Here is a 14,611-nt window from a genome sequence, read left to right as displayed (position 1 = left end):
GCCGCTCCCCCTCAGTGGCTGTCGCGCGGCACGGCGTGCCCGCGGCAACCGACGAGAAAATCGAGATCAGCGCCACGATCGGCCTGCATCACCCGCTCGACATAAAGGCCCTGGTAACCTCCGGGCATGGCGATCTCGGGCGGCGTCCATTCCTGCCGCCGGCGCGCCAGTTCGGCCTCGTCGACATCGAGGTGCAGCCGGCGTCCTGCCACGTCGAGCTCGATCCAGTCACCGTCCCTGACCAGCGCCAGGGCACCGCCGACAGCTGCCTCCGGCGCCACATGCAGCACGACGGTGCCGAAGGCCGTACCGGACATGCGCGCATCGGAAATGCGCACCATGTCGCGCACGCCTTGCTTCAACAGCTTCTGCGGTAGCGCCATGTTGCCGACCTCGGCCATCCCTGGATAGCCCTTAGGGCCGCAGTTCTTCAACACCATCACCGAGGTCTCGTCGATGGCAAGCTCGGGATCGTCGATACGCTCTTTGTAGTGATCGATCGTTTCGAAGACGACGGCGCGGCCGCGGTGCTGCATCAGCGCCGGGGTTGCCGCAGACGGTTTCAGGATCGCGCCCTGCGGCGCGAGATTGCCCTTGAGCACAGCGATGCCGCCCTGCTGGGTCAGCGCAACGGCACGAGGCAGGATGACATCCGGATTGTAATTTTCCGCATCCGCGATGTTTTCGCCGACGCTTTTGCCGGTCACCGTCGGATTGTCGAGGTTCAGCAGGTCGGCGATCTCCCTCATGACTGCGGGCAGGCCGCCGGCGTAACAGAAGTCCTCCATCAGGAATTTTCCTGATGGCATGAGGTTGAGGATCGTGGGGATATCCCGGCCGAACCGGTCCCAATCCTCGAGCGTCAGTTCGGTGCCGACCCGCCCGGCGATCGCCAGCAGATGCACGACGGCGTTGGTCGAGCCGCCGATGGCGCCGTTGACACGGATGGCATTGGCAAAGGCTTTTCGCGTCAGGATGTGCGAGGGGCGCAGGTCCTCGGCCACCATCGCAACAATCCGCCGGCCGGACAACCGGGCCAGGCGCGCGCGGTGTGCATCGACCGCCGGATAGGCCGCATTGCCGGGCAAGGCCAGCCCAAGGGCTTCGGCCATCGATGCCATCGTCGAGGCCGTACCCATGGTCATGCAATGACCTGGCGATCGCGACATGGCGCTTTCCGCCGCCATGAACTCGGCCGGCGACATGACGCCGGCCCGCACATCCTCGGAGAATTTCCAGACGTCGGTGCCCGAACCGATGGTCCTGCCCTTCAGCCGGCCGTTCAGCATCGGCCCACCGGAGACGACGATCGCCGGCAGATCACATGAGGCAGCGCCCATGACGAGCGACGGCGTGGTCTTGTCGCAGCCGGCCATCAGAACGACGCCATCGATCGGGTTTCCACGGATCGCCTCCTCCACATCCATGGAAGCGAGATTGCGAAAGAGCATGGCCGTCGGGCGCAGATTGGACTCACCGCAGGAAAACACCGGGAACTCCAGCGGCAGGCCACCTGCCTCCAGCACGCCCGCCTTGATGTGCTCGATCAGGCCGCGAAAGTGGGCGTTGCACGGCGTGAGTTCGGAGAAGGTATTGCAGATGCCGATGACCGGACGCCCGTCGAAGGCGTCATCCGGCAGGCCGTTGTTCTTCATCCAGCTGCGATGAATGAAGCCATCCTTGTCGAGCCCTCCGAACCAGTGCTGCGATCTCAGTTTTCTCGGCATGTCCACCCCTCCACCTTGCGCCACGCGCTGCGTGGCACTTTTTATTTCTCATATAATCGGAGTTATTCGCAGTCAAGCATTGAACTTGCACAACAAGCCGCCCTGCTCGCCGGTTTCGGAAACCGGGCCACGTCGGAGGGAGTTGATGGAGGAAGCCGGTGAGGAGGCAGATGAGAATGCGAAAGCCGCAGTAGGGAAACAGGGGGCCTTCGCGGCCGGCGTCAAGCAGAGAGCGGCAGGCAACGCCAACCAACGCGGGCCGCGCTGATTGGCGAAAGCGATTGAGATCAGACCGCCCGCCCCGGCTCAGGGATGGTGCAGGACGCTCAAGCCACCGTCGACGGTCAGGCAGGTGGCGTTGATGAAGGTGCATTCGTCCGACACCAGGAAGAGTGCCGCGCGGGCAATCTCGTCAGCCGTGGCGATGCGGCCGCCCGGATGCAGCTTCATTGTTTCGGCTTTGGCAGCAACCGGATCCGGAAAGCTGTTCCAGTATTCGACCGCCTTCTGCGTGAGCACGTATCCGGGCGCAAGAGCGTTCACGCGGATGCCCTTCGAAGCGTATTCGATGCCGAGCGACTTGGTCATGCCGAGAAGCGCATGCTTGGCCACCGGATAGGGAAAGGTATGCGGAATGATGGTGAAGGCATGGGTGGAGGCAATGTTGAGGATGACGCCGCCGCCATCCTCAATCATGCCCGGCAGCACGGCACGGCTGCAGTTCCACGCGCCCTTGAGATTGACGTCGAAGCAGCGCTGCCAGTCGGCATCGCTCGATGCCAATGGCTCGGAAAAGATGTTGATGCCGGCATTGTTGACGAGCGCGTTCGGCCGTCCGATCGCCTGCTCCGCCTGACGGATAGCTTCGGCGATGCCGTCGGCGTCAGTGATATCGGCTGTCGTCGAGGCAACGGTGCCGCCATCCGCCTTGAGCCTTGCCGTCTCCTTGTCGAGCAGCGGCCCGTCGCGATCGATCAGGAAGAGACTGGCGCCTTGCTTCAGGAACTCCTCCGCCATGGCGAGGCCAATGCCCTGGGCAGCACCTGTTATGACGATACGTTTGCCAGCAAGCCGCTTGCTCATGTTTGTCCCCTCCCTCATTCGATCAACCGGCGCAGCCGTCACCACTCGGCGACGCTGCCATCCTCATGGCGCCAGATCGGGTTGCGCCAGCGGTGACCTTCCTTGGCGCGCTCGATGACATAGGCCTCGTCAACCTCGACGCCGAGACCCGGCCCCTGCGGAATGGACACAAAGCCGTCCTCATAGTGGAAGACATCCTTGTTGGAGACGTAATCGAGAATGTCGTTGGCCTCGTTGTAGTGAATGCCGAGGCTCTGTTCCTGGATGAAGGCATTGTAGCTGATGGCGTCGATCTGCAGGCAGGCGGCAAGCGCGATCGGCCCGAGCGGGCAATGGGGCGCCAGCGCCACGTCATAGGCTTCGGCCATCGACGCGATCTTGCGGCATTCGGTGATCCCGCCCGCATGGGAAAGGTCGGGCTGGATGATGTCGACATAACCGTCGGCCAGCACCGACTTGAAGTCCCAGCGCGAATACAGCCGTTCGCCGAGCGCGATCGGCGTCGAGCAATGGTTGGCGATTTCCTTCAGCGCCTCGCGGTTTTCCGACAGCACCGGCTCCTCGATGAACATCAGCTTGAACTGCTCGAGTTCCTTGGCCAGCACCTTGGCCATCGGCCGGTGCACCCGGCCGTGGAAGTCGACGCCGATGCCGATATTCGGGCCGATCGCATCGCGGATGATGCCGATGGTCTCCACGGCCTTGTCGATCTTCTCGTTGGTGTCAACGATCTGCAGCTCCTCGCAACCGTTGAGCTTGATCGCCTTGAAGCCGCGCGCCACCACGTCCTTGGCGTTGCGGGCAACGTCGCTCGGGCGATCGCCACCGATCCAGGAATAGACCTTGATCTTGTCGCGGCACTGGCCGCCGAGCAGGGAATGCACCGGCTGGCCGAGCGCCTTGCCCTTGATGTCCCAGAGCGCCTGGTCGATGCCGGCAAGCGCGCTCATATGAATGGCACCGCCACGGTAGAAACCGCCGCGATACATCACGTTCCAATGATCCTCGATCAGGAATGGATCCTTGCCGACGAGGTAGTCGGAAAGCTCGTGCACGGCAGCCTCGACGGTCAGCGCCCGGCCCTCGACGACGGGCTCGCCCCAGCCGACGATACCCTCGTCGGTCTCCACCTTGAGAAACAGCCAGCGCGGCGGAACGATATAGGTCGTGAGCTTGGTGATCTTCATCGAATGATGTCCGGTTCGGTGGGGATAATGGGTCGTGACCAGCCGGGCGACAGCACGGCTGCGGGGATTTTCAGAGAACGGGCTTCGCGGGGCTGTGCTGCTTGACTGCCGTCGCCAGGTCGCGCGCGGCGAGATCGAGCATGCGGATCGAGCAGTCGCGCGCAGCCGCCTTGTCTCGCATGCGCAGGGCTTCGACCAGTTCGCGATGGATGTCGATCGCCTCGTCGCGCCGCTCGGCGGCCTCGTTGGAGGCATGCAGCGAAAATTTGAGCGCCGCCTGGATGATGCCGACAAGCTGAAGGAAGACCTGGTTGTGGCTGGCCTTGAGCAGGCAGGTGTGGAACGCGACGTCGGCATCGGTGAAGCCGGCGACATCACGTTCGCCGTCACGCATCGCCTGCCAGGCTCGCTCGAGATCGGCGATTTCCTGCACCGTCGCGCGTTCCGCGGCAAATTCGGCCGCGACCGGCTCGATCGCCCGGCGCGCTTCCAGAATGCAGTTCAAAAGATCGAATTCGAAGATGCGCTCGCCGATCCATTCGAGCACCTGCGCATCGAGAATGTTCCACTCGTCCTTGCCGCAAACGACGGTGCCGACCCGCGAGCGGCCACGCACCATGCCCTTGGATTCCAGGATCTTCAGCGATTCGCGAATGACCGTCCGGCTGACGCCATAGCGCTCGCAGAGGTCGTTTTCCCGCGGCAGCGTTGAGCCGACGGGAAAGACGTCGGCGCAGATGTCGGAGGCGATGGACCGCGTCACGTTCTTCTGAACACGCGGCCGGCGCTGCACCTGCTCTCCCGCTGCGGCTTGCGGCTCCTGTCCTTCCATCTGCATCTCCACCCATCCCTTCAATTCCTTCGACGCTTTTACTCCAGTTCACCCGCCCTCGCGACGGGGGTCATGGGGCTGCGTCGACAATAGTTATACATCACTATCTCAATCATCATACAAAGGCAATTGACGGATATGATGATTCATCATACACAAATAGCAACTGCAGGAGGCAGTTCACCAGGGAGAGAAATCATGCGCTTCTTCAAGGCCGCCATCTTGGCTGGCACCGTCGCCGTATTCGCCGCAACTTCGGCCTTCGCTGCCGACGTCAAGATCGGCTTCATCGTCAAGCAGCCCGAGGAGCCGTGGTTCCAGGACGAGTGGAAGTTCGCCGACGTCGCCGCCAAGGAAAAAGGCTTCACGCTGGTCAAGATCGGCGCGGAAGACGGCGAAAAGGTTCAGTCGGCGATCGACAATCTCGGCGCCCAGGGCGCACAGGGCTTCATCATCTGCACGCCCGACGTCAAGCTCGGCCCCGGCATCATCGCCAAGGCTCAAGCCAACGACCTGAAGCTGATGACGGTCGACGATCGCCTCGTCAATGCCGATGGCAGCCCGATCGAAGACGTGCCGCATATGGGCATTTCCGCCACCAAGATCGGTGAAGCCGTCGGCCAGTCGATCGTCGACGAGATCAAGAAGCGCGGCTGGGACATGAAGGACGTCGGCGCGATCCGCGTTTCCTACGACCAGTTGCCGACCGCCGTCGACCGCGTAGAAGGTGCGCTCTCGGTGCTGAAGGCCAACGGCTTCCCGGAAGCCAACATCTTCGACGCGCCGCAGGCAAAGACCGACACGGAAGCGGCCCTCAACGCTTCGACCGTCGTTCTCAACAAGAATGCCGGCATCAAGAAGTGGGTGGCCGTCGGTCTCAATGACGAAGCGGTGCTCGGCGCCGTGCGCGCCACCGAAACCGTCGGCATCGCCCCCGACAGCATGATCGGCGTCGGCATCGGCGGTGCGGACTCGGCCATCAACGAGTTCAAGAAACCGGCAGCCACCGGCTTCTACGGCACCGTGATCATCTCGCCGAAGCGCCATGGCTATGAGACCGCGCTCAACATGTATGAGTGGGTCGCCAACGGCAAGGAGCCGGAAAAGCTGACGCTCACCGCCGGCCAGATCGCGCTGCGCGACACTTACGAGGCCGTGCGCAAGGACCTCGGCATCGAGTAATCCCCGTCTTCGATGACTTTTGCCCGGCGGCCCATCGCCGCCGGGCGCCCCATTCCGGAGCGTCGCAGATGCAAGACTTCCTCGAATTCCGATCCATCTCCAAGGGTTACCCCGGCGTCCAGGCACTGTCGAACGTCTCGTTCTCGGTGAAAAAAGGTGCCGTCCATGGATTGATGGGCGAAAACGGCGCCGGCAAGTCGACGCTGATCCGTGTTCTCTCCGGCGACCAGTCGGCAGACACCGGCGAAATCCTGATCGACGGCAAAGAGCAGCACTATCGCTCGGTGCGCGACGCCTTCCATGCCGGCGTCATCGTCATCCACCAGGAACTGCAGCTCGTCCCGGAACTGACCGTGGCAGAAAACCTCTGGCTCGGGCGGTTTCCGGGCAAAGGCGGAGTGATCGATCGCCAGCAACTGACAGGCGTCGTCTCGGCGAAGCTTGCCGAGATCGGCATCGACGTCGACCCCTCCGTGAAAGTCGCCTCGCTATCGATCGGCGAACGGCAGATGGTGGAAATCGCCAAGGCCGTCATGCTCGATGCCCGGGTGATCGCGCTCGACGAGCCGACGTCGTCACTCTCCTCAAGGGAGAGCGAGATCCTCTTTGCCCTCATCGACCGTCTGCGCGCCAGCGGCACCGTCATTCTCTATGTCTCGCATCGCCTCGACGAAATCTTCCGCCTTTGCGACAGCCTGACGGTGCTGCGCGACGGAAAGCTCGCCGCCCATCACCCCGAGATTTCGAAGGTGACGCGCGACCAGATCATTTCCGAAATGGTCGGCCGCGAGATCGCCAACATCTGGGGCTGGCGCGAACGCGCGCTCGGCCAGGAACGGTTGCGCGTCGAAGGCATTTCGGGGCCGAAACTGCGCCACCCTCTGAGCTTTTCCGTCCGTCGCGGCGAGATCCTCGGCTTCTTTGGCCTGATCGGCGCCGGCCGCAGCGAATTGGCCCGTCTCGTCTACGGCGCCGACGCGCGAAGCGGCGGATCGGTCTCTGTCGATGGCGTCACGATCGCGGCCGACAGCCCGCCGCACTCGATCCGCTCCGGCATGGTGCTCTGCCCGGAAGATCGCAAGTTCGACGGCATTGTCCAGGGCCGCTCGATCGAGGAGAATATGACGATCTCCTCACGCCGCCACTTCTCGCCCTTCGGCATCATCAACCCGAAAAAGGAGGGCGCGCTTGCCGACAAGTTCATTGCCAAGCTGCGCGTGCGCACGCCGTCGCGTCGCCAGGACATCATCAATCTCTCGGGCGGCAACCAGCAGAAAGTGATCCTTGGCCGCTGGCTGTCCGAAGAGGGCGTCAAGGTCCTGATGATTGACGAGCCCACGCGCGGCATCGATGTCGGCGCCAAGTCGGAAATCTACGAAATCCTCTATGAATTGGCAGCCGACGGCATGGCGATCGTGGTGATATCAAGCGAACTGCCCGAAGTCATGGGCATCGCCGACCGCATCATGGTCATGTGCGAGGGTCGCGTCGCCGCCGATATCCCACGAGCAGATTTCGACGACCGGCGCGTTCTGGCTGCCGCCCTTCCGGACGTTCAAAACCCAAACACTCCTTCTCACGCACAGGCACGTTGACGATGACCTCCTTGAAAAAACTTCTTCTCGGCGAACAGGGCCTTGTCGTCATCTTCGCGCTCGCCTTTCTCGTCGTGTCGCTGACGGTGCCGAACTTCCTGACCGAGCGCAACATGCTCGGCCTGCTGCAGTCCGTCGTCACCATCGGCATCGTTGCCTGCACCATGATGTTCTGCCTCGCCTCGCGCGACTTCGACCTTTCCGTCGGCTCGACGGTCGCCTTTTCCGGCATGGTCGCGGTCATGGCATCGAATGCGACCGGCTCGATCCTGCTCGGCCTCGTCGCCGCCCTCATCTGCGGTGGCCTCGTCGGCACGGTCAACGGCGTCGTCATCGCCCGTTTCCGCATCAACGCACTGATCACCACGCTTGCGACGATGCAGATCGTGCGCGGCCTGGCGTTGATCGCGTCTGACGGCCGCGCCGTCGGCATCAACGACCCAAGCTTCTATCAGCTGGCGCTGTCGCGCTTCCTCGGCATTCCGACACCGATCTGGGTGATGGCGCTGCTCTTCGTCGCCTTCGGTTTCCTGCTAAACCGTACGGTGTTCGGCAAGAACACGCTGGCGATCGGCGGCAACCCGGAGGCATCGCGGCTGGCCGGCGTCGATGTCGCGCGCATGCGCATCTGGATTTTCGCGCTGCAGGGGCTCGTCTGCGCCGTTGCCGGCGTGCTGCTCGCCTCGCGCATCACCTCGGGCCAGCCGAACGCTGCAACCGGCCTCGAGCTCTCGGTCATCTCCGCTTGCGTGCTTGGCGGCGTATCGCTGGCTGGTGGCCGCGCGGCGATGACGGGCGTGATCGTCGGCGTGCTGATCATGGGCATCGCCGAAAACGTCATGAACCTGCTCAACATCCAGGCCTTCTACCAGTATGTCGTGCGCGGCCTCATCCTGCTGCTCGCCGTGCTGCTCGACAACCTGCGCTCGTCGGCTGCCGGGCGGCGAGCCTAGCAGCCCATGTCCGGGGACACGCTGCGCCTCGCCAGTGGCGCGCTTTCGATCGAATTGAGCCGCTTCGGCGGCTCGATCCTCTCTGGCAGCTATGCCGGCATCCCCATCTTTCGACCCACGGAAACCGATGGCCTTGCGTCTCAGCGCCACGGGGCGGAAGCCGGCTTTCCGCTCGTTCCCTTTGGCAACAGGCTGGAGGGCAATACCTTCACCCTCGCCGGACATCGCTACGCCCTCCCCCGGAATGCCGGCGATCCCTGTTATCTGCACGGCGACGGCTGGCTGGCGACATGGGAGGTGGCCTCGCACAGCAAAACCGAGGCATGCCTGCGCTACGAACACCGCGCGGTTGCGCCGAGCCCCTATGCCTATGATGCCGTTCAGCACTTCAGCGTCGACGGAGACCGCCTGACCATTAGGCTTGCGGTGACGAACAGGTCGGCTCTCGCGCTGCCGATGGGCCTCGGGCACCATCCCTTCTTCCCGAAAACCGCAGGCACGCGGTTGGGGGCAAAAGCCGATCGCTTCTGGACCGAGCGTGCCGGTCACCTGCCCGATCAGCCGGGGGCGATACCGCGCAATCTGGACTTCGAAAGCGGCAATCCACTTCCGCGCCAATGGCTCAACAACGCCTATGAGGATTGGGACGGCAAGGCTGTGATCGAGTGGACGGAGCGTGACCTCTGCCTGGAGATCGAAGCGGGGCTCCCCTTCCGCCACTTCATGCTCTACACCCCGGAAGATGCAGACTTCTTCTGCCTCGAACCGATGACGCATCTGCCGAACGGCCATCACCTTCCCGGCCTCGGCGGTCTTTCCGTTCTTCAGAGCGACGAAAGCCTTGTCGGCACGATCACGTTCACGCCGCGCCTGATTGCGAAAGAGCGTTGAAGGGGAACGGGCGGCCGATCAGCCGACTCAAACACCAAAGCGCCGCGTCACAATTGGCGCGCAGCGCTTTGGCCATCGTAGCTCGTTTGTTTCGCCGCTTACGCTGCAACCTGCTGCGACGCATCGAATTCTGCCGCCCACTGTACCGATGGCCGCGCGGCGCAGCGCGCGATCCAGGCCTTGACGGCGGGAACGTCGGGCGTTGCCTCCGGGTACCATGCAAACGGCGAATAAAGCAGCAGGTCGGCAGCGGAGAATTCATCGCCCATCAGATAGGGGCTCTTCGTGAGCGCCGTCTCCAACTGCTGCGCCATTTCTGCAGAGCCGCGGAACGTGGCCTGCAGATAGGGATGCGAAAGGCCAGCCGCCTCGGCGATCAGGACCGGCTCGACCACGCCGGCATACCAGGCAAGCCAGCTCAGATAGCGGCCGCGCTTGGGATCGCCGGCAAGCGGCGCCAGCTTTTTGGCCGGGAACAGATCGGTCAGGTACTGGATGATGGCGATGCTTTCCCAGATGACGACACCGTCGTGCACCAGCAGCGGCACCTTGCCATCGGGATGCGGGTTCCTCGGATCTTTCGCGCCGCTGCCGTCGCCACGGGTGATATCGACGATGACGATGTCGACCTTGTCGAGCGCATCGAGCTCGCGAAGCAAAGTGATGATGCGCGAAGAGCGGGAGCGCGGGGCGTGATAGAGCGTCAACATGGAAAAGACCTCGATTGCGGTTTCTGTCTGGCCTCTTTATAAACGGGGCCAACTGTCAATTTCCGTCAGTAGGACCATGGCACGCAGCGATCGTCTGTTTCGTCTTCTCCAGGCGCTACGCAGCCTGCCGCAGCCCGTGACGGCCGCGCGACTGGCGGAGGAAACCGGCGTGTCGCCGCGCTCGCTCTACCGCGATATAGACAGCCTGCGCGCCGCCGGCGCCGTCATCGACGGCGAGCGTGGCTTCGGCTACCGCCTGACGGAGGACATCGCCCTTCCGCCTCAAACTTTCACGCGCCTTGAAATCGAAGCCCTTGTGCTCGGGCTCGGCGAGGTTCGCCACATGGGCGAGCCCGAGCTCGCACGCGCCGCGACAGCCGTACTGTCGAAGATCACGGCCACCCTGCCCGACCGGCTGCAGCAGCAGACCATCCATGCGGTCTCGCAGGTTCATCGTTTCGAGCAGAGGGCCGTGCCGGATATCGACGTCGGCCTGCTACGCGAAGCCTGCTGGCAGGAGCAGGCCATCGTCATCGACTATGTCGACGCCGGGGGACAACACAGCGAACGGCGCGTGCTGCCGCTTGGCATCGTCTATCTCGAACAGGTTCTTGTGCTGCTTGGCTGGTGTTGCCTGCGCCAGGATTACCGCAAGTTCCGCATCGATCGCATCGCTGAAATGAGGGCGACGGACGAGAGCTTCCGACCCCGGCGCGTGCCTATGCTGCGCGACTTCATCGCCCGCATGAATGCCGGGACACCGATCGCGGCGCCGGCCCACCGCAACGGATAGGCCGTGTCGTGCACGCGGACTCTGAGCATTCCGGAAACGACATAGAGGCGTTCATCGCCCTTGTGGCGTTCGACGCCGATGCGTTTTGCGGCAATACGCTTCGTCTTGCCGACAGTCGGCCGCGTGGTGGCGCACCAGCGCCACGCGGCTGATCCTAAAATGAAAAAGGCGTGGCCCACCGAAGGTGAACCACGCCTTGCCGCACCGAGATGCGGTCTTGCCCTGGGAGGCAGCTTTATTCGGCGGGCTGCAGGCCCTGTACCGGGCTTTCCGGCAGCGCCCGGCCGCCAAGGGTCGCGGCAAGCTGGGCCTCGTCCAGTTCGCCTTCCCATTTTGCGACGACGATGGTCGCAACCGCATTGCCGACGAAATTGGTCAGCGCCCGGCATTCCGACATGAAGCGGTCGATGCCGAGGATCAGCGCCATGCCGGCGACCGGCACCGCCGGCACAACCGAAAGCGTAGCGGCAAGCGTGATGAAGCCCGCGCCGGTGATGCCGGCAGCGCCCTTGGAGCTCAGCATCGCCACCAGCAGCAGCAGCACCTGATCACCGAGCGACAGCGGAATGTCGGTCGCCTGGGCGATGAAGAGCGCCGCGAGCGTCATGTAGATGTTGGTGCCGTCGAGGTTGAAGGAATAACCGGTCGGGATCACCAGGCCGACGACCGAGCGCTTGCAGCCGGCCTTCTCCATCTTGCTCATCAGACCCGGAAGCGCCGCTTCCGAGGACGACGTGCCGAGAACCAGCAGCAGTTCCTCCTTGATGTAGCGCAGGAGCGCAACGATCGAGAAGCCATTGTAACGGGCGACCGCGCCGAGCACGACGAAGACGAAGAGCAGCGAGGTGACGTAGAACGTGCCGATCAGCATCGCCAGATTGGCGATCGAGCCGACGCCGTACTTGCCGATGGTGAACGCCATGGCGCCGAAGGCGCCGATCGGCGCCGCCTTCATCAGGATCGCGACCAGCTTGAAGATCGGCAGCGTCAGCGCATGCAGGAAGTCGACGACCGGCTCAGCCTTCTTGCCGACCATGGCAAGCGCCAGGCCGAACAGGACGGAGATGAACAGCACCTGCAGGATGTCGCCTTCGGCGAACGCGCCGACGAGCGTCGTCGGGATGATGTTCATCAGGAAGCCGGTGATCGACTGCTCATGCGCCTTGTCGGCGTAGGACGTGACCGCCTTGACGTCGAGCGAGGCAGGATCGATGTGCATGCCTGCACCCGGCTGCACCACATTGGCGACGATAAGGCCGATGATGAGGGCCAGCGTCGAGAACGTCAGAAAGTAGATCATCGCCTTGCCGGCGACCCGACCGACCTTGGCAAGATCGGTCATGCCGGCAATGCCGGTGGCAACCGTCAGGAAGATGACGGGCGCGATGATCATCTTCACCAGCCGGATGAAGGCGTCGCCAAGCGGCTTCAGCTGCGTGCCGATCTCGGGGTAGAAATGGCCGAGCAGGATGCCCGCTGCGATCGCCACCAGGACCTGGACATAGAGATGACGATAGAAGGGTGTCTTGCCGCGCGGTTCCGCGGATTGGTCGATAATCATGATATCCTCCACTAAGCCCAGTCCGGCGTCGTGCCGGGCCTCCCGGGCCATTTTCAGAAGCGCGACAGCTCGGGCTGTCATGAGGACGTCATTTGCAATGGGCGTGCCAGATCGTGGCGCGCACCATCATGCCATTGAAATATCGGTCTATTTTATTGATGGCTGGTTCGGGCACACGAAAATTTGAGCGGATATCCGCACAACGCATATGGAAATATGAGCGGAATAATGCACAATTCCGCCATGACAATGCCTGCCTCTGCCCCATTGAAAGCCGGAGATCTCGACCGGAATATGCGCCGTTCCTGGCTGATTTTCGCCGTGGTCGCGGTGGCGCTGCTCAGCGCCGGTCTCTTTGTCGCCGGCGAGTATGGACGAAACAAGGCGTTGGCGGCGGTCGATATCCAGAGCCGCATCGACGCCAATCTCAAGGCTTCGCTGCTGCGGGCTGTGCTGGAGCGCCAGCGCGCCCTGCCGCTGGTTCTGGCCGACGACGTCGAGGTGAAGGCCGCGCTCGAAAAAGGGGCCGCGCCGTCGCTGCAGCGCCTCGACCAGAAGCTCGAAGCGCTGGCCGAAAATACCAACGCGGCGGTGATCTACGCGATCGGTCTTGACGGCGTGGCGGTTGCGGCCAGCAATTGGCGCGAGCCCACCAGTTTCGTCGGCAACGATTATGCTTTCCGCGACTATTTCCGCATGGCGATGCGCGACGGCAAGGCCGAGCATTTCGCCATGGGCAACGTCAGCAAAAGGCCGGGCCTTTACATTTCGCGGCGGGTCGACGGGCCCGCCGGCCCGATCGGCGTCGTCGTCGCGAAGCTCGAATTCGATGGGGTCGAGGCCGACTGGCTCGCTTCCGGCAAGCCTGTTTATGTCACCGACCGGCGCGGCATCGTGCTTATCACCAGCTTCCCCTCCTGGCGTTTCATGACCACCCGCAACATTCCGGCCGACCGTCTTGCAGCCATCCGCAACAGCTTGCAGTTCGGCGACGCCTCGCTGCTGCCCCTGCCGTTCCGGCGGATCGAGCCGACCAGCGACGGCTCGAGCATGCTGACGGCGCTGCTACCCGGGAACAGCGAGAAGCAGTTCCTGAGGGTCGAGACCATGGTTCCCTCGACCAGTTGGCGGCTGGAGCAACTCGCGCCGCTGGACGACGCCCTGAGCGCGGCGAGCCGTGAAGCGCGGTTGCTGGCGCTGGCCGCCCTTGTGCCGCTTCTGGCGCTTGGCGCCTTTCTCCTTCGCCGCCGCCAGTCGGCGACGCTTGCTGCCAACAATGAACGTGCCGCGCGCGACGAGCTTGAGCGGCGCGTGACCGAACGCACGCACGATCTGAGCCTCGCTCGCGATCATCTCGAAACCGAGATCGCCGACCACCGGCGCACCGGCGAGAAATTGCAGGCCGTGCAGCAGGAACTGGTCCAGGCGAACCGGCTGGCGATCCTCGGCCAGGTGGCGGCCGGCGTCGCCCACGAGATCAACCAGCCGGTTGCAACCATCCGCGCCTATGCCGACAACGCCCGCACGTTCCTTGACCGTGGACAAAAGCAAACCGCCGTCGAAAACCTCGAAAGCATCGCAGCCCTCACCGAGCGGGTCGGCACCATCACCGACGAGCTGCGCAGCTTTGCCCGCAAGGGCCGCTTCGTTGCCGAGCCGACGGCCATGCGCGAGGTGATCGAAGGGGCTCGGCTGTTGCTTCGCAGCCGCTTTGCCGGCCGCATGGACGCGATCGTCGTCGACCTGCCGGAGAACGGCCTCAGCGTGCACGGCAACCGCATCCGTCTGGAACAGGTGCTGATCAACCTGTTGCAGAATGCGCTAGAGGCACTCGGCGATCGGCCGGACGCGAAAATCCAGGTGCGTTGCGAGGTCTGCACCTCCGACACGGTCTTGCTTGTGGTCGCAGACAACGGCCCCGGCATCAGTCCCGACATCCTTGAAGACCTGTTCACGCCGTTCAACACCTCGAAGGATCAGGGGCTCGGCCTTGGCCTTGCGATCTCCAAGGAAATTGTCGTCGACTACGGCGGCGACATTGCCGTCGAGACAGGCCCTGAGGGCACCGTCTTCACCGTGCGACTGAAGAGGGCCTGA

Annotated in this window: 12 protein-coding genes; 6 read left to right on the top strand and 6 right to left on the bottom strand. The window is 63.4% G+C overall.

Features of this window, described 5'->3' with window-relative positions; genetic code table 11:
• Window positions 1-11: 11 nt before the first annotated feature.
• The 4 genes from RTP54_RS22950 to RTP54_RS22935 form a co-directional block, all read right to left on the bottom strand.
• Window positions 12-1,727 carry an IlvD/Edd family dehydratase gene (locus RTP54_RS22950; protein WP_312365909.1) on the bottom strand — a complete coding sequence of 572 codons (1,716 nt, stop codon included), beginning with the start codon at window positions 1,725-1,727 and terminating at the stop codon, window positions 12-14.
• 306 nt (window positions 1,728-2,033) lie between these two features.
• Window positions 2,034-2,810 (bottom strand): SDR family oxidoreductase, encoded by a 777-nt coding sequence (locus tag RTP54_RS22945; RefSeq protein WP_312365907.1) that lies wholly within the window; start codon window positions 2,808-2,810, stop codon window positions 2,034-2,036.
• A 38-nt stretch (window positions 2,811-2,848) separates the two neighbouring features.
• Complete coding sequence (dgoD, locus tag RTP54_RS22940) at window positions 2,849-3,997, bottom strand: galactonate dehydratase (RefSeq protein WP_112811214.1); 1,149 nt, start codon at window positions 3,995-3,997, stop codon at window positions 2,849-2,851.
• 70 nt (window positions 3,998-4,067) lie between these two features.
• On the bottom strand, window positions 4,068-4,829 hold the full coding sequence (locus tag RTP54_RS22935) for a FadR/GntR family transcriptional regulator (RefSeq protein WP_112816040.1): 762 nt from the start codon (window positions 4,827-4,829) through the stop codon (window positions 4,068-4,070).
• A gap of 198 nt (window positions 4,830-5,027) precedes the next feature.
• On the opposite strand from RTP54_RS22935, the gene RTP54_RS22930 reads away from it, so the two are divergent.
• The 4 genes from RTP54_RS22930 (at window position 5,028) to RTP54_RS22915 (ending at window position 9,450) form a co-directional block, all read left to right on the top strand.
• A complete protein-coding gene (locus RTP54_RS22930; protein WP_112811212.1) occupies window positions 5,028-6,011 on the top strand; it encodes an arabinose ABC transporter substrate-binding protein in 984 nt (327 codons plus the stop codon).
• A gap of 68 nt (window positions 6,012-6,079) precedes the next feature.
• The gene (gene araG / locus RTP54_RS22925) at window positions 6,080-7,606 is read left to right on the top strand and encodes an L-arabinose ABC transporter ATP-binding protein AraG (protein WP_312365906.1); all 1,527 of its coding nucleotides are present in this window, start codon (window positions 6,080-6,082) and stop codon (window positions 7,604-7,606) included.
• A gap of 2 nt (window positions 7,607-7,608) precedes the next feature.
• Window positions 7,609-8,559, top strand: coding sequence for an L-arabinose ABC transporter permease AraH (araH, locus tag RTP54_RS22920; RefSeq protein ID WP_312365905.1), 951 nt, complete (start codon window positions 7,609-7,611; stop codon window positions 8,557-8,559).
• 6 nt (window positions 8,560-8,565) lie between these two features.
• Complete coding sequence (locus RTP54_RS22915; RefSeq protein ID WP_312365904.1) at window positions 8,566-9,450, top strand: aldose 1-epimerase; 885 nt, start codon at window positions 8,566-8,568, stop codon at window positions 9,448-9,450.
• A 98-nt stretch (window positions 9,451-9,548) separates the two neighbouring features.
• Here the strand turns inward: RTP54_RS22915 and RTP54_RS22910 are convergent, their stop codons facing one another.
• Entirely contained in the window at window positions 9,549-10,160 is a 612-nt protein-coding gene (locus tag RTP54_RS22910) for a glutathione S-transferase family protein (RefSeq protein WP_312365903.1), read from the bottom strand.
• Window positions 10,161-10,236: 76 nt separating this feature from the next.
• On the opposite strand from RTP54_RS22910, the gene RTP54_RS22905 reads away from it, so the two are divergent.
• The gene (locus tag RTP54_RS22905; RefSeq protein WP_112811208.1) at window positions 10,237-10,953 is read left to right on the top strand and encodes a helix-turn-helix transcriptional regulator; all 717 of its coding nucleotides are present in this window, start codon (window positions 10,237-10,239) and stop codon (window positions 10,951-10,953) included.
• Between the two features lie 235 nt (window positions 10,954-11,188).
• Here the strand turns inward: RTP54_RS22905 and RTP54_RS22900 are convergent, their stop codons facing one another.
• Window positions 11,189-12,514, bottom strand: coding sequence for a dicarboxylate/amino acid:cation symporter (locus RTP54_RS22900; protein ID WP_312365902.1), 1,326 nt, complete (start codon window positions 12,512-12,514; stop codon window positions 11,189-11,191).
• A gap of 228 nt (window positions 12,515-12,742) precedes the next feature.
• Between RTP54_RS22900 and RTP54_RS22895 the strand changes: the two genes are divergently transcribed.
• Window positions 12,743-14,611 (top strand): ATP-binding protein, encoded by a 1,869-nt coding sequence (locus tag RTP54_RS22895; RefSeq protein ID WP_409517186.1) that lies wholly within the window; start codon window positions 12,743-12,745, stop codon window positions 14,609-14,611.

The sequence above is a fragment of the Ensifer sp. genome, from assembly GCF_031989085.1.
GTDB lineage: Bacteria > Pseudomonadota > Alphaproteobacteria > Rhizobiales > Rhizobiaceae > Ensifer.
This window is presented reverse-complemented; position numbering and strand designations above follow the sequence as displayed.

Coding starts and splice junctions, on each gene's coding strand:
- RTP54_RS22950 (WP_312365909.1), bottom strand. CDS start 1,727: ATGCCGAGAAAACTGAGATCGCAGCACTGGTTCGGAGGGCTCGACAAG.
- RTP54_RS22945 (WP_312365907.1), bottom strand. CDS start 2,810: ATGAGCAAGCGGCTTGCTGGCAAACGTATCGTCATAACAGGTGCTGCC.
- dgoD (WP_112811214.1), bottom strand. CDS start 3,997: ATGAAGATCACCAAGCTCACGACCTATATCGTTCCGCCGCGCTGGCTG.
- RTP54_RS22935 (WP_112816040.1), bottom strand. CDS start 4,829: ATGGAAGGACAGGAGCCGCAAGCCGCAGCGGGAGAGCAGGTGCAGCGC.
- RTP54_RS22930 (WP_112811212.1), top strand. CDS start 5,028: ATGCGCTTCTTCAAGGCCGCCATCTTGGCTGGCACCGTCGCCGTATTC.
- araG (WP_312365906.1), top strand. CDS start 6,080: ATGCAAGACTTCCTCGAATTCCGATCCATCTCCAAGGGTTACCCCGGC.
- araH (WP_312365905.1), top strand. CDS start 7,609: ATGACCTCCTTGAAAAAACTTCTTCTCGGCGAACAGGGCCTTGTCGTC.
- RTP54_RS22915 (WP_312365904.1), top strand. CDS start 8,566: ATGTCCGGGGACACGCTGCGCCTCGCCAGTGGCGCGCTTTCGATCGAA.
- RTP54_RS22910 (WP_312365903.1), bottom strand. CDS start 10,160: ATGTTGACGCTCTATCACGCCCCGCGCTCCCGCTCTTCGCGCATCATC.
- RTP54_RS22905 (WP_112811208.1), top strand. CDS start 10,237: ATGGCACGCAGCGATCGTCTGTTTCGTCTTCTCCAGGCGCTACGCAGC.
- RTP54_RS22900 (WP_312365902.1), bottom strand. CDS start 12,514: ATGATTATCGACCAATCCGCGGAACCGCGCGGCAAGACACCCTTCTAT.
- RTP54_RS22895 (WP_409517186.1), top strand. CDS start 12,743: ATGCACAATTCCGCCATGACAATGCCTGCCTCTGCCCCATTGAAAGCC.